The organism is Cyanobacterium stanieri LEGE 03274, assembly GCF_015207825.1.
Taxonomy (GTDB): domain Bacteria; phylum Cyanobacteriota; class Cyanobacteriia; order Cyanobacteriales; family Cyanobacteriaceae; genus Cyanobacterium; species Cyanobacterium stanieri_B.
Genome location: NZ_JADEWC010000025.1, coordinates 1 through 23337, shown reverse-complemented (window position 1 = coordinate 23337; position 23337 = coordinate 1). Strand labels below are relative to the sequence as shown.

Genomic DNA, 23337 nt, shown 5'->3' with positions numbered 1-23337 from the left:
TCAACTAGGATCTTCATCTACAATCATAGCTAATTCTGAACTTTTTTCTATACTAGGTAGCTTTAATAATATACCAATGGTTAGCCAGTAATAAATATTAACAGGATCTACAACTAGGGGATAATAATATGGATTATAACTGATAAATAAAATAAATATCCATAAACATAGAGCTGCTTTTTTGATGTTTTTCTCCTCTATTTTTTCATAGGCTCTATAGGTGAAAATAACAATGATTGTCACGAAGGTATAAAAAGATATGAGTCCTAAAAATCCTGTTTCATAAAGCAATTGAGCTGGAAATATTTCTATTAATTTGATACTGCCAAATCTTCTACTTGCACTGAGGGTAACTCCTACTCCGTTACCAAAAATGCTATTTTGATTTTCCAAAACAGTGGCAAAGGTATCAATAAAAAAGTTGGTGGGGGGGGATACTCTCCAGCGCCCCATAAAATTATTAATGGCACTTTGGACAAAACCTAGATTTAAACTTAATATAATTATTGATGTAATTATTCCTATTTTAGTTAATATTTTTTTTCTTTTATTTTCGATAATTAGTTGTAAAATTATTAAAAATAAAGGTACTAATAGTAAAGCTATTCTTTGTCCTGAAATAATACTAACAATTATTAATAAAAAACAAGTAAACCAACTAAGATAATTCCAAACTTTTTCCTCTAAAATGATAGTCGCCACGGTGGCAAAAAAGATGCTTGAAATTAAAAACCAACCCCATTGCCAAGGGGCAACGAATGTGCCTGGCAAACGAATTAAATTCCAATCGGGGTAATACAGTAAAGCACCTCCAATTAAACATCTTGCTTGTAAACTGGTGCGATTAAAGGTGGGGGCGGGTAAATCGACACTGCCGATACAAAGTCCTGCGGTGAGGGCATAATATTGGAATAGGGTTAAAAGACAGCAGATGATAATTAAAATTATTTGTAGTTGAATTATTTTACGAAGATGAATTTTGCTTTTAATTAGATAATATCCACATAGGATTAAGGGTATATATCCTAACCATATTTTTAAGCCAATAATACCCACTAATATGGGGTTTCCTTGTTCTCCTTGTAAGTGATTAGGTACATTGATAAAGAGGAAGTGTAATAGTGTGACTAAGCAAAAGGCTATCGTTGCCCAAATTATGGCACGATATTTTTGATAGTTTTCTTGATAATCTTCTTTTTTGTAGCTTAAGATAATGGCTATCAGGGCGGGGAGATAAAATACGTCGATGATAACTTGCAGGATGGCATATTGAGAGGTGAAGCGGATATAGGCACCATCAATGGTATAGGTATTGGGGATTAAGTAGGTTATGGTGCCTCCGAAACATAGATATATTAATAGTAGAGATAGACTAGTTTGAGGGTATTTGTAGAGGTATGCCCCTGTTGCTACTAAGAGGATTCCTGCCATTAAACCTTTTATTCCTGATAATACATATAATAATAGGGGAAAGGCGATCGCACTTAGACCTAAAATAACGAAAGGAAGATATTTTTTCATAACATATTACTTTTATTGTTAATAATATATTTAACGATAATTTCTTTGTATAAAGGCAATATATAATATAACATTATGCTCGAAAGTAACCTTATTAACTTAGAACAAATTAATCAACCAATTCAAGAAGCTAAACCAGAAGTTCAAAAAATCATTGAACAGGTTTTAGTTTTAGAAAGAGAAAGATTATACAATAAAAATAAACACCATATTAATGATGATATAGTAAAAATAATCAAGCAAAATATTCAATGAAATTAATATCCTTACAACTTAATAACTTTAGACAGTTTTATGGAGAAACCCCCATAATTAACTTTAGTGGAGGAGAAAAACACACTACCATTATTCATGGTAATAACGGAGCTGGTAAAACAACTTTATTAAATGCTTTTACATGGGTATTGTATGATAAATTCACCCCCGCTTTTTCCTCACCACAGTTATTAATAAATAAAAGGGCAATTAATGAAGTAAGTAAGGGCGTAAATGTAGAATGTTCAGTAATAATAGTCTTTGATCATAATTATGTCTCCTATCAAGTAAAAAGAAGATGTTTTGCTTGTTTAAATAGTCAGAATAAAATTGAAAATAGTCCATCTACTCTATCAATGATGATTAGGGGTGATGACGGTACATGGAAATATCCCCACGAAAAACCAGAAGATATTATCGAGAATATTTTACCCAGTAGTTTACATCAATATTTCTTTTTTGATGGAGAACAAATAGAACATATTTTTCGTTCTGGAGAAAGAAAAAAAATAGCCGAAGATACGAAGGAATTAATTGGAGTAAAACTTTTAGAAAGAGCTATTGTTCATCTAAAAAATGCCAGAAAAACCCTACAAAGTGAACTTTCATTGTTAGGAGATATAGAAGTAAAAACAAATATTATTAAAAAAAATAAATTAGAACAAGAAATAGAAGATAAAGAAAAGCAAAATAACTTAATTATTTATCGTTTAAAAAAACTAGAAGAGGATAAACAAAAAATTTCCCAACAACTATTGGAAATGAGTGGGATAAAAAACTTAGAAACATTAAGAAATCAATTATTAAAAGACGCTAAAGATTATCGTCATCAATTAATAAATCATCGTCAAAAAATCAAAAAGATTCTTTCTCGTCAAGGTTATTTAATTTATCTTCTAGGGGCGATCGCACCCTTCCATGATATAGTAGATAAACTAAGGGAAAAAGGACAACTTCCCAGCGGAATTAAAAAAGAATTCGTTAACCATCTATTAGAACAAAAACGCTGTATTTGTGGCACAGAATTAATGGAAGGAAATCAACCCCATGAACAAGTAAAAACATGGATGAATAAAGCAGGGGTTGCCAAAATAGAAGAAGAAGCCATTCGCTTAGATGCCCAAATAAAAGCCATTGAATCTCAGCCAGACAAAATATACCAAGAAATAGACCAATATCAATATCAAATTGCCCAATATCGAGAAAAACTAAGCCACATAGAAAATGAAATCGATAAAATAAACCAACAACTAAGAGAATATCCCGACAAAAATATTCAATCAGCCCAACAAGAATTAGACAACATAGAACAACATATCCGAAAACTAACCCTCAATCAAGGAGAAACAAACCTACAAATAGAAACCATCACCGAAGAAATTAAAAACCTCGAAAAAACTATCAAAAAACAAGAAATCAAAGCCCAAAAATATCAACTAACCCAACAAAGAATCAACGCCACCGAAGAATCAATCCAATGTCTAGAAGAAGTAAAAATCAGACTAGAAAATCAATTTCGCCTCGCCCTCCAAAAAAGACTACAACAAATATTTAACTCCATCTCCTTCACCCCTTACCAACCACAACTCAACCAAAACTATGAATTAAACCTCATCGAAAACACCTCAGGCATCCCCCTTGACGTAGCCGCCTCCACAGGAGAAAATCAAATCCTAAGTCTTTCCTTTATCGGTGCTATCATCGACATGGTAAAACAATGGTCAAAAGAAAATAGTATCGTCAAACCCTCAGCCCATCAATTTCCCATTATCATGGATTCCCCCTTCGGTAGCCTAGACGAAATCTACCGCACCCAAGTAGCTAAAGCCATTCCCCAATTAGCTAATCAACTGGTGGTATTAGTCACCAAAACCCAATGGAGAATAGAAGTAGAAAAACAGATGGATAAATATATTAACCGTCAATACGTATTAGTATATCGTTCACCCAAACAAGATAGCCAAGAAGACTATATCACCATTAATGGAAAATCATATCCCCTAGTTACCCAAAGTGACAATCAATTTGAATATACCGAAATCATCGAAGTATTACCCACCGTGACAACTTAAAGAAAATTCTGGTAAATTAAAGGATTGTATCCGCAATCATGACGATTAAAAACAATCCCTAGGGAAAATAACAAAACTCAGAAATTACCATGACAACCACCATAAAAAACAAAATTGACGATAAAAAAGTTGTCAAAGAATACTTTAACGCCACAGGATTTGAGCGTTGGCGCAACATCTATGGCAATGGTACAGTAAATAAAGTACAATTAGACATTCGCCAAGGACATCAACAAACCATTGATAAAGTAGTAAAGTGGTTACAAGATGATGGCAATCTATCCCAAATATCTATCTGTGATGCAGGATGTGGAGTTGGTAGTTTAACCATTCCCCTTGCCCAAGAAGGTGCCACCGTCTTCGCCAGTGATATATCTGGAAAAATGGTAGGGGAAGCTGCTGAAAAAATCAAACAGGTGATGACAAATCCCCGTAACGTTAGATTAGCAGTGCAGGATTTAGAATCTATTCGAGGGGAATATGATACTGTTATTTGTTTAGATGTCTTAATTCACTATCCCACCGAAGATGCCGCCCAAATGATTAGTCACCTTGCCTCTTTGGCAAAATCTCGACTAATTTTGAGTTTTGCACCTAAAACCCCCTTTTTAACTATCTTAAAGAAAATTGGTGAGTTTTTTCCAGGCCCTAGTAAAACCACAAGGGCTTATCAACATAAGGAAGAAGATATTATTAAAATTCTTGGGGATAATGGTTTTAAAATTAAGCGTCAAGAAATGACTAGCACCAGTTTTTATTATTCTCGTCTTTTAGAAGCCGTCAGGTAATTTAGGTATTAAGTGTTAGGTTTTGTAATGAGACAAAATTGATAATCGAGAATTAATCTTCAATTTTTCAACAAAAGTAAACCCGAATATCTTATTTTCCGTTGCTTTTTCTTGATAAGTTTAGTGTTAACAACTCCACTGCCTACACTGTTAACCTTATAATATTAAGTCCCCTTGATTATTTGCAAATTAGAGTGAGGTTGCAGGTGGCAGGTTAGAGTTTATTAATTGTCAATTGTCCATTTTTTACACGGTGAGGCAACTACGAAGATACAATCTATCTATAACGAATTATCGGAACTTGATATTAACTCTCGTTTTCAAAAGGTTGCACAATCCAAAAATCCGCAGGAGTAACGCTATGATAATAATCAGGTTTAAACCTAGCGTGGGATTTTTGCCAAATTACTGCCGTATCTACTTCTACCCTATGTTCTTTAATTAGCTTGTGTTTAATGGTTTCCATGGTAATACCACTATCGACCAAATCATCCACTAACAAAATTTTACCACAGGGTTTTTGCACCCAGGAAAACTCCCCCATGGTTAAGGTTTCCTGAGCATTATCATCAGAATAACTCTTAGCCACAATCACCCCCAAAGGTAAGTGAAGACGACGGGAAAGATAATCTCCTAGATAATATCCCCCTCGTATAATGGCGATCGCCTGAGTATAATCTTGATTACGCTCCATGATAGCTTGAGCCACTGTTTCACAATAACCCCAAAACTCTGACCAAGAGCAAACTAATTGTTGAGCCTGATTAGTTTCCATAATTTATGTGGGGATAACAACCTCCCTAAAGCGGATTTCGTCTCGATGGGGATCGCAATAAGCCACTTCTAACATGAAAGTTTCCCCTAGTTTTATGGGGCGATCGCACTTATAAGGAAACTCTAAACCTATATCCTCAAAAAGAATCAGAGCCAAACGATCATCTTCCCGTAACCAGCGTAACATCAAAACCTCCCACATCTCATCAGAATGTTGCTTCAAATATTGTAAAGTCCAATAACGGTTAGTTTGTCTCTCCACCAACACCGCCTCGGAAGAAGTAGAAGTAACATTGAACAAAATCGATTGCATTTCATCCCTCCCAAAAGGTAACTCATCCCCCCGTAAATGAGCCTTAATCTGAAAATGAGCCAACAAATCCGTATAACGACGAATGGGAGATGTTACCTGAGTATAAGCACTCAAACCCAAACTAGCATGACGAATGGGAGATAAACCCGTTTCACTTTTGGGCATACAACGACGGATAGCAGACGAGCGCACCGGGCCTGCGGGAAGCAAGATTAACTCCTCTTGGGGTGGTAACTCAGGCTGGGGTTGTCCACGAAAAGGCACAGGAATATTATGCTCCTGACAAAAACGCCCGGCCACTTCCCCTGTGAGAATCATCATTTCTGCCACCAAGGAACGAGAATAAGAATCATCTAGTAACTCAATACTAACATCCTCCTCCCCCTTAACCTTAATCACTGCCTCAGGCATGGAAATCATTACCGAACCATTATCCTTGCGCCATTGCGATCGCAACTTAGAAGCATGGGCCAACTGTTTAACCTCTGGTTCAGCTTGTATATCCAGATGTAACATTTCATCCACATCATGATAAGTTAAGCGGTAAGTAGGCTTGATATAGGTAGAATGTATTTCATAGTCCTGAATGCCCCCTTGCTCATCAAGAGTCACCCCAAAACTAAGAGCCGGGCAAATTTGACCCTGAACTAAACTCATGGGGCCTGTGGCCAACACAGGGGGAAACATCGGAATCATTCCCGTGGGTAAATATAAACTGGTACTACGTTTACGGGCTTCTAAATCCAACTCATCATGGGGGGTAATTAAACGGGTGGGATCGGCAATATGAATCCAATAACGTAAACTACCATCATCAAGGGTTTCCACACTCAAACCATCATCAATTTCCTTGGTACTTTCATCATCGATGGTATATACCTTGTGATGGGTTAAATCTAAACGAGGTTGGGGATCGGGAATTTCTATTCCTTTAGAAAGGTTATAGATAATCGATTGAGCCATTTCTGCTACCTCTAAAGGAAAATTATTTGGATAGGAGCTGCGGCGCAAAAATAAGTTTTCATGCTCACTCCACAATTTCAAATCAATCAATAACTGCCATGCTTCTTGGACAGTTTTAGAGCGACCAATATTTTCTAAAATTTCTTGGACTTGTTTGGGGGGGTTATCGGGTTGTAATACCCATCTTTCTACAAAATCTAGTTTAACTAAGTCATTATCTGTCCAGCTTATCTCCTCCCCTGCTAGGGCTTGGTTTAACCGTGTAAAAAATTCTTCTTTTTCTTTTCTTTTTTGGGTTTCAATGTCAATTTGATGCTTTATTTCTTCTACCTGAGTAGCTGAACGAGGTTCATAAATATCCCCTTTCTTTTTAAAATATATTTTATCTTCCGATAGTAATAAGTAAGATGCGTAACAAAGGAGGGGAGTTTCTTCGGAAAAAATTAACCCCGCTAATTCTGCAGGGGTGATGGGGGTTGATTCTTCCATTAACAATTCCCATGCTATCTCAAGGCTAGAAGGATCTAAGTATTTTTCTACTTCTTGACTAAATTTTTCTATGTCTGATGATTTGAAGGTTTCTCCTTCTACAAGATAATCAATTTTTTGAGGTCTAATCTTATGATTTGTTCCATTTTTATCTATGGCAATCCAATCTTTTTTTCCTTCTGGTTTTTCGATTACTGCTAAGCGGCGATCGCCATTAACCTTGAATTCTACTAGCGTTCCTTTTTCCACCCTGAACCCTTCTTACTATGATTTGATAAGCAACATAATCAAGTTTAAGATTATTACGCCCATGTGTAAAGTCAACAAATATTGGCGTTGCTGATTTTCTTCTAAAAATGTCTTTCATAGGCCGCCACAATTTTTTGAACCAAGGGATGACGAATTACATCGGCTTGGGTAAGGTTACAAAAACCAATTCCTTCCACATCTTGCAAAATTTTAGAAGCGACAATTAACCCAGACTGTTGTTGATTCGGTAAATCAGTTTGAGTTATATCCCCCGTTACCACCATTTTAGACCCAAAACCAAGGCGAGTTAAGACCATTTTTAACTGGGCTGGGGTGGTGTTTTGTGCCTCATCCACAATTACAAAGGCATTACTTAAGGTTCTACCCCTCATGTAAGCGATGGGGGCTACTTCTATTTTTCCTTTTTCAATTAATTCAGGAATTTTGATCGGCTCAATGAATTGATATAAAGCATCATACAAAGGACGTAAAAAAGGGTCAACTTTTTGTTGTAAATCCCCCGGCAAAAAGCCCAATTTCTCCCCTGCTTCCACCGCAGGACGAGTTAAGATTAATCTTTCACATTCATCATTTAATAGGGCTTGGACGGCTAAAACTGCCGCTAAAAATGTTTTTCCTGTACCCGCAGGCCCAATACCAAAGGTAATATCATATTTTTGGATAGTTTGAATATATTGTCTTTGTTTAAAGGTTTTGGCACGAATTGACTCACCGCTTCTGGTACGGGCTAATACTTCTTTTTGGATTCGCTCATATTCTTCCATTTTGTGAGTATCCAGGGCATGGAATACTACTAATATGTCTGATTCGGTGATCGGTTTTGCCTCTAACCACAAGGCTTCTAGGGCTTTTACAATTTCTATACTTCTAGCTACGGGTTTGGCTTTTCCGTAAATGGCTACGTCTTGCCCCTGCAATGATAGGTTTGCCCCCGTCATTTTAGCTATGTATTTTAGGTTTTCTTCTTGTTTACCCGCAAGGGCGATCGCACTTTCAACACTAGGAAGGGAAATAGTTTGAGAATCTTCTGACATTGAATAATGAATAATTGATTAAGAATTTATTACACTTTAACATCTCATTTTACTATTATTCTTTATTCCCCCACTCCCCCATAACCCAAAGAAACTTTTAAACATAAAAAATCTTGGACTACATCTATTTTTTTATTTTTATGGGATCATTTTATGACATACTTATTAGATAATAGAAATCTGTGAATTTTTAGGCATAAACAAAAAGATTTGCATTATATTATATTACTTTGAATCTTCTCCCATAAAAGGCAAAAAGTCAAGAAAAAAAAGAAAATTTACCAATAATTTGTAACACCTTGTTCATCAGACAGTAATAATGAGGTGAAAAAATCAGTATGGACAGTTTAGAATTGATAATGTAACAAAAATGTAAAAATTAACTGTCAACTGTCAGCTAAAATCGGAATATGAGTAAATACGATGTCATAGTAATCGGCTCAGGTATTGGTGGCCTAGTAACCGCTACTCAATTAGCCGCCAAAGGAATAAAAGTATTAGTTTTAGAACGTTACCTTATCCCGGGGGGCAGTGCAGGGTATTTTGAAAGGGAAGGTTATCGCTTTGATGTGGGTGCTTCAATGATTTTTGGTTTCGGTACAGAAGGTACTACCAATCTGTTAACCCGTGCCTTGGATGCAGTGGATATGAAGATGGAAACCTATGCAGATCCAGTACAAATACACTATCATCTACCCGATAACTTAGATCTCAAAGTTCACCGAGACTATGACAAGTATTTACAAGAATTATACGCCCGTTTTCCCGATGAGGAAGAGGGCATCAAAAAGTTTTATGATGAATGTTGGAAGGTGTTTAATTGTCTTAACACCATGGAGTTATTATCCCTTGAAGAAGTACGTTATTTAACGAGGGTATTTTTCCAGCATCCTCTTGCTTGTTTGGGTTTGGTAAAATATTTACCCCTTAATGTGGGCGATATTGCCCGTAAATATATCAAAAATCCTGAGTTGTTGAAGTTTATTGATATGGAGTGTTATTGTTGGTCGGTAGTACCTGCTGATAAAACTCCCATGATTAATGCTGGGATGGTATTTTCTGATCGTCATTATGGTGGTATTAATTATCCTAAAGGGGGAGTGGGACAAATTGCCCTCAAATTAGTGGAAGGTTTAGAAAATCATGGGGGCGAAATTCATTACGGGGCAAGAGTTACAGAGATTGTCACCCAAGGCAACTGTGCGATCGCCGTTAGACTAGCCGACGGTACCGAATATCAAGCCGATAGAATAGTATCCAATGCCACCCGTTGGGATACCTTTGAAAAATTAATAGAAAAAGAAAAACCAGCCAAAGAAAAAAGATGGGAAAACAACTATAAACAATCCCCCAGTTTCCTCAGTCTCCATTTAGGGGTTGATGCTAAAGTGTTGCCCCCCAACACAGAATGCCATCATATCATCCTCGAAAATTGGTCAAACCTAGAAGCCGAACAAGGTACAATATTTGTATCCATTCCCACCCTTCTCGATCCCAGTTTAGCCCCCGAAGGTTATCATATTATTCATACCTTTACCCCCAGTTACATCGACTACTGGAAAGGGTTATCAGGGCAACAATATGAGTACAAAAAAGAGGAAGCAGCAGGAAGATTAATTGAGCGTTTAGAAAAAATATTCCCAGGTTTAGACGTAGGTTTAGATTATATGGAAATAGGTACTCCTCGTACCCATCGACGCTTCTTAAATCGAGATAATGGCACCTATGGCCCTATTCCCCGTCGCAAACTAAAAGGTTTATTATCCATGCCCTTTAACCGCACAGCCGTTAAAAATTTATATTGTGTGGGGGATAGTACATTCCCCGGGCAGGGTTTAAATGCGGTAGCTTTTTCTGGGTTTAGTTGCGCCCACCGCATTGCCGTTGATTTAGGCTATTAAAAAAGGCTGTGGTTTTCCCCAAATCCCATAATTTTTGGGAATTATACTATTTATTTTTTGTGGGAAAAAGGTGGGCAATGTCCACCTAAATAATTATCCATTCTCAATTATCAATTAATAACTACCATCCCCAACTACCTGACTCACCCTTAAAAGGACCGACAATATTAGAGGTAATCCAACCACCGTAAAAGTTACCAGGTTGGGGGGTAACTTTTTCTCCGTCAACATAACATCCATCCATGGGAAAGGCATAAAAAGCCACATAATTGGCTATTTCCTTAAATGCTTCCGTGGGCTGGGAATAATACCATGCCACTTTTGGTAATATTTTATCTTCTACTTCGAGGGTGTAATATTGTGCTACGCCTTTCCATTCACAAAAAGACTGCCCAGAGGCGGGGATTAAATATTCCATTTTAATGTCAGCGGGGGGCAGATAATAAACGGGGGGATGGCTAGTTTCTAAAACACGGTAAGCGCTTTTGGTATCGGCAATTTTGACACCATTGCATATTATTTGTATGGGGGATTTAACGGCTTCTAGTTTTGGGGGGCGAGGATAATCCCATACGGATTCTTGCCCGGGTTGAGGGGTTATTTTCTCTATTTTTTTAAACATATTTATTGATTGTTTGAAGAAAATTTGTCATCTTGCTTTTAACAAAGATGATTCAAATTTAATAAGATTATTTAGCGCCAAGATTTATTTTCTAAATCTCTAATTTGACGCTCAAGACGATCAATTCTTCCTCTTAATTCATCCATTTCAGACTGCCTAGGTACGCCTAAATCTTGTAACATATTACGTAATTGACGCTCCATTTGAGATTGAAAATTGCCTGATTCTGACTGCATTTGTTGCATTAAATCATCGACAATACCCTTAGCTTGATCAGAGTTTATCTTACCATCCTTGACCCATTGATCGCTTACTTCTTTGATTTTTTCTGCGGCCAAAGAAGTTGTGCCAACACCAATCATCAGTAGTTGTTTTAGCCAATCGTTATTATCCATAGTTTTAAGTAACAGTTAGGTTTATTATTCTTCAATTATTACATTTAGACGGTAGCCATTAAATATTGGGGAGATGGGGAGATAAAAATTAAGTATTCATTAATCTTTTTTCTCCTGTTTTTGCTTCAATTTTAATTATTTTGTAGCGCAAAAGGCTTTTTCTTTTTCCTGAATGACTTTGGCTAAGTTAGGGCGCCCTGATAATTGAAGGCGATATTTTGCCCAGATGCCATAAATTTGGTCTGCAAACCAACCGATAACAGGTATTTTTGTAATAGCATATATCCAACCCATGCCTAATATTTCATAAACCCTGCGAAATACTTCCACATTGGTAATTATAGTACCGTCAGCCATGATGGCGTGGATTTTGCCCATGGCGGTGGCATAATCGATATTTTCATTGTCAGCGGGGCAGTAATCGGGGGAAGAAATATCCACAAAAGCGACTTTACCTCTATTATTGTCTTTTTTTTTGAGAAAATTTACCTCCTTAAGACAAAAAGGGCATTCTCCATCGTAGAGAAGTTTGATTTCGTAGGAAGGATTATTATTTGACATGGTTCGATAAAGTTATTAAGATTTGTTAATTAGTTGTAAAATCATGGTAACTAAAAAAAAATCAGATTATCAATGCAAACATTCGGTACTCGTCCCACTATCAAATTTAAGCCTCAGCCCTTGAAGGTGATTGCCATTGGTGATAGTTTAATTTACGGTTATGGAGATAAAGAAGGGGGAGGATGGGTTGAGCGTTTGAAGCGTCGTTGGATGTATGGTGAAAATGAACATGTATTGTATAATTTAGGTATTAGGGGCGATCGCACCTCCCAAGTAAAACAAAGACTAGCCCTAGAATATAAATACCGTGGAGAATTAAGAAATCGCTACCCTGACAGAATAATTATCTCCGTAGGTGTAAACGACTCTCCAAGATTAGGACGTAAAGCAGGAAAAAACCTCACCGATTACAAACAATTTTGTCAAGAAATAGAAGAATTATTAAACCAAGCCCAACAACTTTGCCCAGTTTTTTTCATCGGCATGATACCCGTCAACGAAGAAAAAATGCCTTTCCTAGACTGTTTTTATTATAACCGTAGAGATCAATATCGCTACAAAGAAGCCACAAAACAAGCCTGTGAAACATTGAATATTCCCTACCTAGATACCTTTGACTTATGGATAAGTAGGGGAGAAAATTGGATAAAAAATCATCTTTGTGAAGACGGATTACACCCCAACATACAAGGCTATCAATCCCTATACCAAGACATTAGCCAATGGCAACCCCTACAATTAATGATAGAAAAATATAGTAACCCATAACCCCCATCAAAAAAATATTCAAAAAAATAAAGGTTACTATGATAGTATCTGAGATAAATTCATAAAAAAATACATTTAAAAAATCTGGTGTTGAGGAGTAACAACATGAAATATCAAAGACTAGAAAATATTCCTAGCCCTCGCCAACATAATAATCCCTTAAAAATTGGTGTAATTGGGGTAGGTAATATGGGGCAACATCATACCCGTGTCTTAAGTCTCCTCAAAGATGTCGAATTAGTCGGTATCGCCGATGTCAACGTAGAGAGAGGATTAGACATTGCCAGTAAATATCGAGCCCGTTTCTTTGATAATTACCTCGAAATGTTACCCCATGTAGATGCCGTTTGTATCGCCGCCCCCACCAGACTACATCACCAAGTCGGCTTAGACTGCTTTAAAGCAGGAGTCCATGTATTAATGGAAAAACCCATCGCCGCCAGTATAGAAGAAGCAGAATCCCTAGTTAATGCAGCAGCTGAAGCTAATTGTATTCTCCAAGTAGGGCATATTGAGCGTTTTAACCCCGCCTTCCAAGAATTAAGTAAAATCCTCAAAACAGAAAATCTCCTTGCCCTAGAAGCCCATCGCATGAGCCCCTATTCAGACAGGGCAAATGATGTTTCCGTGGTGCTTGACTTGATGATTCATGATTTAGATTTATTTCTCGAATTAGCAGGGGCGCCCGTTACCAAATTAAGTGCCACCGGTAGCCGCGCCGCCGAATCTCAATATTTAGACTACGTTACCGCTACCCTCAACTTTGCCAATGGTATTGTCGCCACCGTCACAGCTAGTAAAGTTACCCACCGTAAAATACGTCGCATTACCGCCCATTGTCGTAATAGTCTTACCGAAGCAGATTTTCTCAACAACGAAATTTTAATCCATCGTCAAACCACCGCTAACTATACCACTGATTATGGACAAATTCTTTATCGCCAGGATGGCTTAATTGAAAAAGTCTATACCAGCAATATTGAGCCTCTCCATGCTGAATTAGAGCATTTTGCCAGTTGTGTGAGGGGGGGTAACCAACCCTCCGTAGGAGGCGAACAAGCCCTCAAAGCCTTGCGTTTAGCTAGTTATATTGAGCAGTTAGCCCTTGATGGTAAAGTATGGCAAGATTTTTCTATTAACCTCGAAGAAATTAACGGTGGAGTAGCGATTACCCCCCACTAAATTTTGATGGGAAAAATGTTTTTTATTTTAGCTTCACCATGTAATGAATTATATCAAGTTACGATAATTAGTCATGGATAGATTGTATTTTGGTAGTTGCCCCACTCTGTAATGAATTACACGGCTAATGGTAGTCCGTTGAATCAATTGAACTAAGATATTGCTAATTTATGAGTGATTAAGTGGACTTAATATTAAACCTAGTAAATAATCAATTTTAACTATACTTGATTGATAAAGTCATATCTAAAAAAAGATTATTTTTATTACTACTAATATCTATTAATTATTGAGAATTTTTGATTAAAACAAATTGTTTTATAACTTAATTACTATGATTTTAGCAAACTTTAATTATAAAAATTAACATAAACTTGATATTACCAAAAAGTTTTATTGCTCATCACTTCTTAGCTCTTACTTATTAATAAATCTTTAATCCTTCATTAGCCCTTGATATTATAATAGAGAAAAATAATAAAAAGAAAATATTATGCCCCAGTTTATAATCACCCTAGTAGTAACGGCTGTATCAATGCTCGTTGCTGAAATATTATTACCTGGCATATCCATTGATACGACCTTAGCAGCCCTCATTGGTGCGGCGGTTTTTGGTATTATTAATGCGATTATCCGACCAATTTTGATCCTGTTTACCCTACCTTTTACCATTCTTACCCTTGGTTTATTCTTATTTATTATCAATGCCATTTGCTTTTCTTTAGTGGGTTATTTCACCCCCGGATTTAGTGTAAATGGTTTTTTTGATGCCCTATTTGGATCGATTATTGTATCTTTTGTTAGCGGGTTTTTGGGTACTTTTTTTGATAAAGAAGATTAGCTTAAAAAGAGTTTGAATAAATTAATATATCTATTGTGATTAGATAATAAAACTAAAAATTTTAAGGATGAGGAATAGACAAAGTTTCTTGGTTTTCATTGTTTATAGTTAATTATCTATGGATTAATAACCCCTCTCCTTTTTTTTGATAGGTATATTTTCTCTGTATAATAGGTAACAACTATAAAAAAAATTAATAAAAATATCAGCACCTGTGACATATTCATCATTTATCGCCTCCCAACGGGAGCTAGAATCTGATTCAATTCTAAAATATGACCCAAGGGCGATCGCACGTTATTATAATAATCGTCCTTGGCTAGGAATATTCCGTAGCCTAAAAATCATCACCCTGTTTGGAATCTTCGTCATCCAACTATACCTAGACAAACTTTTCAAACAAGAAGAAAAAAACAAATTAAAAAGAGCCGAAAGACTAAGAAAAATCCTCACCTCCTTAGGCGCTACCTTCATCAAAGTAGGACAAGCCCTATCCACCCGCCCCGACTTAATTAAACCAGATTTTCTCGAAGAATTAATCAAACTACAAGACCAACTACCTCCCTTCGATAACGAAACAGCCTTTGATATAATCGAAAGGGAACTTGATATGCCCGTAAATCAAGCCTACAAAGAAATTTCCCCCAATCCCGTCGCCGCCGCCAGTTTAGGGCAAGTATATCGAGCCACCCTACACACAGGGGAAGCCGTTGCCGTAAAAGTACAACGCCCACAACTACTACCCGTTATTACCTTAGACTTATATCTATTAAGGTTAGGTTCAAAATGGGTAGCCCCCTTTTTACCCCTCAATCTTGGTCATGATTTAACCCTCATTGTCGATGAATTTGGGATTAAACTATTTGAAGAAATCGACTACGTCAACGAAGGCAGAAACGCCGAAAAATTTGCCGCTAACTTCCGAGATGATGACGATGTGAAAGTACCTCACATTTATTGGCGCTACACCAGCCACAAAGTTTTAACCCTAGAATGGATTAATGGCTGTAAACTTAACGATTTTGAGAGTATCCGCGCCGCCGGATTAGATCCTAATGATGTGATTAAAGTTGGTGTTACCTCTGGTTTAAGGCAACTATTAGAACATGGGTTCTTCCATGCCGATCCCCATCCGGGTAATCTTTTCGCCATGCCCGATGGTAGAATGGCGTATATTGATTTTGGCATGATGGATCAATTGGATGAATATACCAAAGAAACCATCGCTTCCTCCGTGGTACAGTTGATTAACGGCGACTATGAAGCCCTTGCCAGAGATTTTGTAGAGTTAGGGTTTCTCACCCCTGAAACCGATATTACCCCCATTATCCCAGCCTTAGAGAAGGTTTTAGGAAATGCAGTGGGGCAGAGTGTGGGTAACTTCAACTTTAAAACCATCACCGATGACTTTTCTGAGTTGATGTATGAATATCCTTTCCGTGTACCAGCAAAATTTGCCCTCATTATTCGCTCTTTAGTTACTCAAGAAGGTTTAGCCCTCAGTCTTAATCCTGATTTTAAAATTGTGGAAGTGTCTTTCCCCTACATTTCCCGCCGTTTGTTAACGGAAGAATCCCCTGCCATGCGTCGTCGTCTCTTAGAAGTGTTATTTAAGGACGATAAATTTCAGTGGCAAAGATTAGAAAATATGATTCAAATTGCTAAATCTGATCATAAATTTGATCTTTTACCCACGGCAGGTTTAGGGTTTCAATATTTGGTATCGGAGGAGGGGGATTTTTTACGCCGTCAAATCATTTCTGCTTTGGTGGAAGATGATAGATTACATACCCAGGAAGTACAACGGTTGTGGCAGTTGGTACAAGCAGATTTGAAGCCTCGTAAATTGTTTGATGTGGCTGTCAATGCGGTGAAAAATTTTTCCTTTGATTTAGCCAAAACTGGTTCTAGTTAATTTTTTCCATCACAAGGGATTTATATAGTTACTTCAATTGTGTTTGAGACACTTTGCTTTTTTGAAAGCCTTATCATATAAATATTGTGGTATTTGATGGCGTTTCATTCCAATTTTGATTAACTATACCCCTTTGTTTGTCATTGGTATATTTTATTATCCGCTTCTTAAAAAAAATATACAGTCGCCTTTTAATCAGAAAAAATGAGCTAAGATATTGGGCAAAAGCGGTGGAATAAATACCATGGTTAAATTACAGTATGGCTTTTTGTCCATAGGAGTATCCGTTGCGATCGCCCTTTTAGCCCCTTTATCTTCAATCAAAGCAGAATCAATTATCCTAGAAGGTCAAACCATTGATAGGGGAAAGCAACCATTAGATTATATCCTAAGCCAAAGACAGGAACAAGAAAAAAGAATTGCCTTAATAATCGGTAACGCAGAATATCAAAATGCAGGGGCATTGCAAAACCCCCTTAATGATGCCCGTGATATGGCTCAAAAATTAACCGACTTAAACTTTGAAGTTATTTTAGTAACCGACAGCAGTTTAAGAGCCATGAATGAAGCCCTAGAAACATTTTATAATCAACTTGAACAGGGATCTACAGGTTTATTTTATTATGCAGGTCATGGCATACAATACAATGGGGAAAATTACTTAATTCCCGTGGATGCCAACCTAACAAGAGCCAGTGAAATTGAGTACGAAACCTTAGCTTTAGGAAGGGTTTTAGCAACCATGGAGGAAGCTAAAAGTGATGTTAATATCGTTATCCTCGATGCTTGTCGTGACAACCCCTTTGCCCGTAATTTCCGCTCTGTGGTTTCCCGAGGCCTCGCACCTATCCAAACTAGCCCAGCGGGGCTTTTTATCGCTTTTGCCACCGGCCCTGGTAATGTGGCGGAGGATGGTTTTGGGCGTAATGGCACTTTTACCAAGGCGGTGTTAAACAATTTAAGTAATGAAAACCAACCTTTGGAGACAATGTTTAGTCAGGTGCGCCTAGAAGTCTCTCAAGAAACTAATAGTCGCCAAGTGCCGTGGACAACTTCTTCTCTGGTGGGTAATTTTTATTTTAATGCTGATGGTAATGTCTCGGTGGCAACCACTAATAATAATGATTATGGGATAAATCAGAGAGATGAAAATCAAGTTAGTCAACCCCGTCAAAATAATCCCTCTAATCAATCTCAAGCAAGGTTAGGAAATGTTAATCGTTTTACTCAGTCTCCCCCTCGCCTATTAGATTTTAGCACCCCCCATAATATTATTCGTCATCCTAGCCCTACTTATTATCTTACTTTGGACATTCCCCCTAATTCTTTCCCTGCTTTGGGTAAGGTAACCATTGAGCAACAACCGGGGGTGGAGGATATTCGATTTGATTTAAGTCGCACGGAGGCTTTTTTTGGTACTAGGGGCGATCGCCAAGAGTCCATTCCCATTACCATAAGGCAAGAGGAAAACTCTAATTTAATTGAAGTATCTTTTGATGCTCCCATCGGGGCTAATCGTCAAGTTACCATTGCCTTAAAACCCCATCGTAATCCTAGTTTTGCTGGAATATTTCAATTTACCACCCATGTTTTTCCCGTGGGTAATGACACCATCGGCATGAATTTGGGTTTAGGTAGGTTACATTTTTATCGCCGTAATTAAGTTTTGCGTAAAAAAAGGCACAAGCCACCCCTCCCCGACCGCTACGGGTCAAGAAAAGGTGGCTATTTTTCAGATACCTCAATTATAACATAACTAAACTTAAATGGCAAGTTTTTTCGGAATATTTTCTACGTAAAAAAATAAAATATGATAAGTAGTAAAAAATAGTAAATAAAGATTAAAAATATCTAACCTAGACATAGTTATTTTTGTCTAAATAATAGTATTAATCCGATTTAGAAAATATATGATCACTTGCCTTGCAATAAATTACAAGGCTAAGAGTTGATCGTTCAATAAATTGAACTAAAAAATATTTTGATTAACAGATTTAGTATTAGTTAACTAAACGGATAAACTTTTTCTTGCCCACTTGTAAAATTTTATTATCTAAATCTTGGCTATTCTCAAAGGTTAAATTAGGGTCAGAAATACGATCGCCCTCTAGCCGTACACTACCCCCCTGAATTTGTCTTCTACCCTCACCACTACTATTAACCAAACCAGAAGCATTGAGAATATAAAACAACTTAGCAGGAAATTCCACCGAACCAAGGAAAAACTCAGGCACAGCCTCCGCATTCGCCATATTTTGTTGTTTTACCAAATCCATCGCCGTTTTTTGAGCAGTTAAAGCCGACTCCCTACCATGATATTGAGCCACCACTTCCACCGCCAACATTTTTTGAGCCTCCCGAGGATTTTCGGGAATATCAGTTAAATTTATATCCGTAAGTAACTCAAAATAATTTTCTAACAAAGAATCAGGGGTTTTTTCCAACTTAGAATACATCGATAAAGCATCCTCTTTTAAACCCACATAATTATTTAAAGATTTCGACATCTTTTGCTCCCCATCCGTACCAATTAAGATGGGTAAAAGTAAGCCGAATTGAGGTTTTTTACCAAAATACTTTTGTAAATCGCGCCCCACCGCAATGTTAAACTTTTGATCCGTACCACCCAATTCTACATCCGCATCCACCGCCACAGAATCATAACCCTGCATCAAAGGATATAAAAACTCATGAAGATAAATAGGGGTTTCCTGAGCATAACGATTATTAAAACCCTCCTTCGCCAACATTTGTTGCACTGTCATGGTGGCCAAAAGTTCTTGGATTTTGCCTAAATCTAGCCCTGATAGCCATTCTGAGTTATAACGAATCTCCAAGCGCCCGGGGGTGTCAAAATCGAGGATAGGGCGTAATTGATTAAGGTAAGTTTCCGCATTTTCCTTTACCTGTTGCGCCGTCAACTGTTTTCTTACCTTATCTTTCCCCGTAGGATCGCCAATTTGGGCGGTAAAATCACCTATAATCACCACCGCAGTATGTCCTTGATCTTGAAATGCTCTTAGTTTACGGAAAGGGATACTATGTCCTAAGTGTAGATCAGTTCCCGTAGGATCAATGCCTAATTTTATCCGTAAGGGGCGATCGCACTTTAAGCATAACTGTTCTAAATTATCATCTATCGAATCGGAATCGGGCTGATTAGGAAAAACATCACTAACCCCCCGATGTAACCAAGAGAAATTGTCAGTCGCCATTATAAATATCTTTTTTTCTATTAATTGCCTATACTTCAAGCAATTATCTTATCAAACTTATGGGAAGATATTGGCAAGAAACCCCCATTGACTATTGATGGAAAGGAATGGTTAGAAAAGGAATAAAAACCAACAAAATCCAAGTCAACTGATACCAACGAAAACTATTAACCCGATGGCCATCATTAATCAATGCATCTATCCTTTCATTAAGCCGAAAATTAATAAATGGACACACCATATTATTATCCATGGGATTAACTTCCTTCATCGCTTCTTGGGTAACCATCAATAAAGATTCAGCTAACAATAAAAAGTCCACCGATTGAGAAGCGGTGTTATCTGCCCTCAACTCTCTTAACAAGACTAAATTCTGCCAAAGATTATCGTTATTAGGTAACCAAAAAGTAATTCTTTTACAATAGGATAAACAGAAAAAAATTAAGGGATCATGGTGTTTTTGATGGGATTTTTCATGGGCGATAACAGCTTCTAAATGTTCTGGAGATAATAAGTTTATTAATCCTCGACTTAACACCAAATAGGATTCATTTAAAAACATAAATAAACCCTTTTTTTGACTTTCAAAACCAATCAAACCAGCGTAGGGAAAAGAGCTTTCTAAAATTTTGACCCTCTCTCCCAAAACTTCCTCTTCTTTAAAACCTGCTATTTTTTGGGAAATAAGTTTAATTTCTACGGCATAAACAATTAAATTTATCACGGCAAAACCTAAACAAAACCAAGCTAGAATATAGCTAATAATAGTGGCTTGAAAACCCCACATTTGTCCTTCATAACCCATGGTCACAATGGCGATACTACTCATTAAAATAAGTAATACAGGGGCAATGAAAAAGAATAAGGAATAGTTCCAATTTCGTTGTTTTTGAAAATAATCAATCTGACTAAGATAACGAATTACATAGGCGCAGACAATAGCAAGTAAAATAACGATAAAGTGCATTTACTTTTCCTCCTGTTCCCTTTTTTTGCGAATTTGTTCAAGGCGAGAGGCGATCGCCCTTATTTGCTCCACACTAGCAGTGTCAAGACTATCAGCAAAAGAAGCCACCAAATCGGGGTTACTCACCGCCAAAAAATTCTGTAATTGCTCATAGGATTGGATGGCCTGGGCTTGAGAGCGAGAAATTAAAGGAGTCCAACAAAAAGCCCTACCCTTTTTCTCATACTTAAGCCATCCCTTTTTAGTTAAACGATGTAATACAGTCGTAACAGAAGCATAAGCCAATTCACGATCTGGATCAGCTAAAATGCGATCGTGGATTTCTTTAACCGTTGCTGTACCTAAATCCCACAAAATTTCTAAGATTTCTTCCTCCAAAAATCCTAAAGAAAGTTTCTGGGGACGATATTTTGGCAAAAAAGACATAATTACTGGTTATAAATCAATGGTGAATAAAGCCCAACACCCACCAACCAATGAAAATCCCATTAATTAAGAAAAGCAAGATTAAGGGTATCTCGAAGAATCAAAAATATACCCAAACCCAACAATAACACTAACCCAGTTTGCATAATTCCCTCCTGAAGTCGATTAGGTAAAGGTTTACCCAAAATACCCTCCACCGCCAAAAAGGCTAATTGTCCACCATCTAGGGCAGGGAGGGGTAAAATATTGATTACCGCCAAGTTAATACTAATTAACGCCCCAAACTGAAATAAATTACCCAAATCACTTTTTGCCAATTGAGCGCCCACCGCCACAATAGCAACAGGGCCAGCTACTTGGTTAGCATTTTCTTGGAAATTAGTAATCAACTGTCCAAATCCTTGTACCGTAAGTTTTGTATAACGTTCAAATTGTTTTGCTCCAAAAGTAAAAGCCTCGATGATATTATCAGGCTTACGACGGGTAAATTCTCCATTAGGGGCTAACATAACGCCGATTTTCCCTTTGCCATTGTCTCCTAGCTCGGGAATAATGGGAACATCAAAGGTTTCTTGATTCCGTTGAATGGTAAATTGTAAACTTTGATTGGGAGATTCTTGAATTCTATCCCGTAAAATGGCGATCGCCTCCTCAGAAGAAGGTAGAGTAAGATTTTCAATTTTTAAAATTACATCGCCACTTTCTAACCCTGCTTTTTGGGCGGGGGATTCCCCTTCGTTGAGAATTTCGGGAATTAATACCCCTGGTTGAAAATTAACATCTTGTACTCCCACGGTTATGGATTGACCCACCAACAAGAAATATGCAAAAATAAGATTAGCAATGACCCCAGCACTAATGACGATCGCACGGTCAAAAATAGGACGATTACGCAATAAATCGGGATCATCTAAGGGTATATCACTTTCAGGATCATCATCAGGAAAACCAACATAACCCCCCAAAGGAAAAGCCCTGAGGGCGTATTCAGTTTCTTTACCATCATATTTCGCTAAAACCGGGCCAAAACCGATGGAAAATTTATTCACTCTTATTCCTTGTAATCTCGCCGCTCCAAAGTGTCCGAGTTCATGGACTACGATTAAAATTGCTAAAACTGCGATCGCCGCTAGTACTGACATATTAATTTATATGATTATTTATATGGACATACTTTTCTAGTTTACCCGTTCAATTGCTTTTTTGCCTTTTGCCAAAGGGTTTCTAACTCTTCAATTGAATATGTTGAGAGGGGTTTTTCGGCATAATTTTCCATCAGTTGCAGTCGTTGAATAAATCTTTGATTTGTTCCTCGCAAGGCCATGGATACATCTAATTTATACCATCGAGCAAGATTAACCACCGTAAAAAGTAAATCCCCTAATTCCTCTTGGGCATGAACCAAATTTTGAGAATCTAGGGCTTCTTTAAATTCTCCTAACTCTTCCTCGAATTTTTCCCATACTCCCTCCACATTTTCCCACTCAAACCCGGCTTTTGCGGCTTTCTTCGATATTTTTTCACTGGCCATCAGGGGCGGTAGGCTACGATGATATTTACTCAATTTTTGGCTTAAAAGAGGAGTTGAGGGATTTTCTTGCTCTTTTATTTTTTCCCAGTTGTGATGTACTTGCTCACTATTGCTAATTTCTACATCGCCAAAAACATGGGGATGACGACGGATTAATTTTTGGGTAATATTTTCGGCTACTTGTTGGAGGTTAAAATCACCGTTATCTTGGGCTACTTGCGCTTGTAATACTACTTGTAACAATAAATCTCCCAATTCATCGGCAATGGCTTCTTGATTACCCGATTCAATGGCATCTACCACTTCGTAGGCTTCTTCAATGATGTAGGGTATTAGCGATGTTTGGGTTTGCTCCAAATCCCATGGACATCCCCCCTGGGGCGATCGCAACTTAGCCACCACTTGAATTAAGTTATCAAGGGCCATCAGAATTTTTTGATTAGTCTGAAAAATATTCATTTTTTGATTTCATTTTGACACCACAATATAAACTATGATTTCTCATTTCACTCAAAACAGGACAAAAATTTATTC

21 protein-coding genes are annotated in these 23337 nt (G+C 37.3%); 9 read left to right on the top strand and 12 right to left on the bottom strand.

Going from position 1 to position 23337, the window contains the following annotated elements:
- Nucleotides 1–1521 (bottom strand): hypothetical protein, encoded by a 1521-nt coding sequence (locus tag IQ215_RS10890; protein WP_193801342.1) that lies wholly within the window; start codon nt 1519–1521, stop codon nt 1–3.
- Nucleotides 1522–1596: 75 nt separating this feature from the next.
- Here IQ215_RS10890 and IQ215_RS10885 point away from each other — a divergent pair, with 75 nt between their 5' ends.
- The 3 genes from IQ215_RS10885 to bchM all read left to right on the top strand — a co-directional run bounded on the left by IQ215_RS10885 (nt 1597) and on the right by bchM (nt 4636).
- A complete protein-coding gene (locus IQ215_RS10885) occupies nt 1597–1776 on the top strand; it encodes a hypothetical protein (RefSeq protein WP_193801341.1) in 180 nt (59 codons plus the stop codon).
- Entirely contained in the window at nt 1773–3848 is a 2076-nt protein-coding gene (locus IQ215_RS10880) for an AAA family ATPase (protein WP_193801340.1), read from the top strand. The genes IQ215_RS10885 and IQ215_RS10880 overlap by 4 nt, the downstream gene beginning before the upstream one ends.
- An 89-nt stretch (nt 3849–3937) precedes the next feature.
- Nucleotides 3938–4636, top strand: a complete 699-nt coding sequence (bchM, locus tag IQ215_RS10875; protein ID WP_193801339.1) for a magnesium protoporphyrin IX methyltransferase — start codon at nt 3938–3940, stop codon at nt 4634–4636.
- Nucleotides 4637–4943: 307 nt separating this feature from the next.
- Here the strand turns inward: bchM and IQ215_RS10870 are convergent, their stop codons facing one another.
- From IQ215_RS10870 to IQ215_RS10860, 3 genes are all read right to left on the bottom strand, one after another.
- Nucleotides 4944–5411: a phosphoribosyltransferase gene (locus IQ215_RS10870; RefSeq protein ID WP_193801338.1), complete on the bottom strand. Its 468-nt coding sequence runs from the start codon at nt 5409–5411 to the stop codon at nt 4944–4946.
- 3 nt (nt 5412–5414) lie between these two features.
- The gene (locus tag IQ215_RS10865; protein ID WP_193801337.1) at nt 5415–7424 is read right to left on the bottom strand and encodes an RNB domain-containing ribonuclease; all 2010 of its coding nucleotides are present in this window, start codon (nt 7422–7424) and stop codon (nt 5415–5417) included.
- 101 nt (nt 7425–7525) lie between these two features.
- A complete protein-coding gene (locus IQ215_RS10860) occupies nt 7526–8479 on the bottom strand; it encodes a PhoH family protein (protein WP_193801336.1) in 954 nt (317 codons plus the stop codon).
- A 410-nt stretch (nt 8480–8889) separates the two neighbouring features.
- Here IQ215_RS10860 and crtH point away from each other — a divergent pair, with 410 nt between their 5' ends.
- Nucleotides 8890–10380: a carotenoid isomerase gene (crtH, locus tag IQ215_RS10855; RefSeq protein WP_193801335.1), complete on the top strand. Its 1491-nt coding sequence runs from the start codon at nt 8890–8892 to the stop codon at nt 10378–10380.
- Nucleotides 10381–10501: 121 nt separating this feature from the next.
- Here crtH and IQ215_RS10850 read toward each other — a convergent pair whose 3' ends face one another.
- From IQ215_RS10850 to IQ215_RS10840, 3 genes are all read right to left on the bottom strand, one after another.
- The gene (locus tag IQ215_RS10850) at nt 10502–11002 is read right to left on the bottom strand and encodes a DUF427 domain-containing protein (protein ID WP_193801334.1); all 501 of its coding nucleotides are present in this window, start codon (nt 11000–11002) and stop codon (nt 10502–10504) included.
- A gap of 71 nt (nt 11003–11073) precedes the next feature.
- Entirely contained in the window at nt 11074–11397 is a 324-nt protein-coding gene (locus tag IQ215_RS10845; RefSeq protein WP_193801333.1) for a phasin family protein, read from the bottom strand.
- 135 nt (nt 11398–11532) lie between these two features.
- Nucleotides 11533–11958 carry a thiol-disulfide oxidoreductase DCC family protein gene (locus IQ215_RS10840; protein ID WP_193801332.1) on the bottom strand — a complete coding sequence of 142 codons (426 nt, stop codon included), beginning with the start codon at nt 11956–11958 and terminating at the stop codon, nt 11533–11535.
- A 72-nt stretch (nt 11959–12030) separates the two neighbouring features.
- On the opposite strand from IQ215_RS10840, the gene IQ215_RS10835 reads away from it, so the two are divergent.
- The 5 genes from IQ215_RS10835 (at nt 12031) to IQ215_RS10815 (ending at nt 18327) form a co-directional block, all read left to right on the top strand.
- Nucleotides 12031–12726, top strand: a complete 696-nt coding sequence (locus IQ215_RS10835) for a GDSL-type esterase/lipase family protein (protein ID WP_193801331.1) — start codon at nt 12031–12033, stop codon at nt 12724–12726.
- 105 nt (nt 12727–12831) lie between these two features.
- The gene (locus IQ215_RS10830; protein WP_193801330.1) at nt 12832–13908 is read left to right on the top strand and encodes a Gfo/Idh/MocA family protein; all 1077 of its coding nucleotides are present in this window, start codon (nt 12832–12834) and stop codon (nt 13906–13908) included.
- A 493-nt stretch (nt 13909–14401) separates the two neighbouring features.
- The gene (locus IQ215_RS10825; protein ID WP_193801329.1) at nt 14402–14749 is read left to right on the top strand and encodes a phage holin family protein; all 348 of its coding nucleotides are present in this window, start codon (nt 14402–14404) and stop codon (nt 14747–14749) included.
- A 214-nt stretch (nt 14750–14963) separates the two neighbouring features.
- Nucleotides 14964–16664, top strand: coding sequence for an AarF/UbiB family protein (locus IQ215_RS10820; RefSeq protein ID WP_193801328.1), 1701 nt, complete (start codon nt 14964–14966; stop codon nt 16662–16664).
- A 244-nt stretch (nt 16665–16908) separates the two neighbouring features.
- Nucleotides 16909–18327, top strand: a complete 1419-nt coding sequence (locus IQ215_RS10815; RefSeq protein WP_193801327.1) for a DUF2808 domain-containing protein — start codon at nt 16909–16911, stop codon at nt 18325–18327.
- 337 nt (nt 18328–18664) lie between these two features.
- Here IQ215_RS10815 and tyrS read toward each other — a convergent pair whose 3' ends face one another.
- The 5 genes from tyrS to mazG all read right to left on the bottom strand — a co-directional run bounded on the left by tyrS (nt 18665) and on the right by mazG (nt 23262).
- Nucleotides 18665–19879 carry a tyrosine--tRNA ligase gene (gene tyrS, locus IQ215_RS10810; RefSeq protein WP_193801326.1) on the bottom strand — a complete coding sequence of 405 codons (1215 nt, stop codon included), beginning with the start codon at nt 19877–19879 and terminating at the stop codon, nt 18665–18667.
- A 91-nt stretch (nt 19880–19970) separates the two neighbouring features.
- Nucleotides 19971–20846: a M56 family metallopeptidase gene (locus tag IQ215_RS10805; protein WP_193801325.1), complete on the bottom strand. Its 876-nt coding sequence runs from the start codon at nt 20844–20846 to the stop codon at nt 19971–19973.
- Nucleotides 20847–21272 carry a BlaI/MecI/CopY family transcriptional regulator gene (locus IQ215_RS10800; RefSeq protein ID WP_193801324.1) on the bottom strand — a complete coding sequence of 142 codons (426 nt, stop codon included), beginning with the start codon at nt 21270–21272 and terminating at the stop codon, nt 20847–20849.
- A 62-nt stretch (nt 21273–21334) separates the two neighbouring features.
- Nucleotides 21335–22414, bottom strand: a complete 1080-nt coding sequence (gene rseP, locus IQ215_RS10795; RefSeq protein ID WP_193801323.1) for an RIP metalloprotease RseP — start codon at nt 22412–22414, stop codon at nt 21335–21337.
- Between the two features lie 41 nt (nt 22415–22455).
- Nucleotides 22456–23262: a nucleoside triphosphate pyrophosphohydrolase gene (gene mazG, locus IQ215_RS10790; RefSeq protein ID WP_193801322.1), complete on the bottom strand. Its 807-nt coding sequence runs from the start codon at nt 23260–23262 to the stop codon at nt 22456–22458.
- Between the last annotated feature and the right edge of the window lie 75 nt (nt 23263–23337).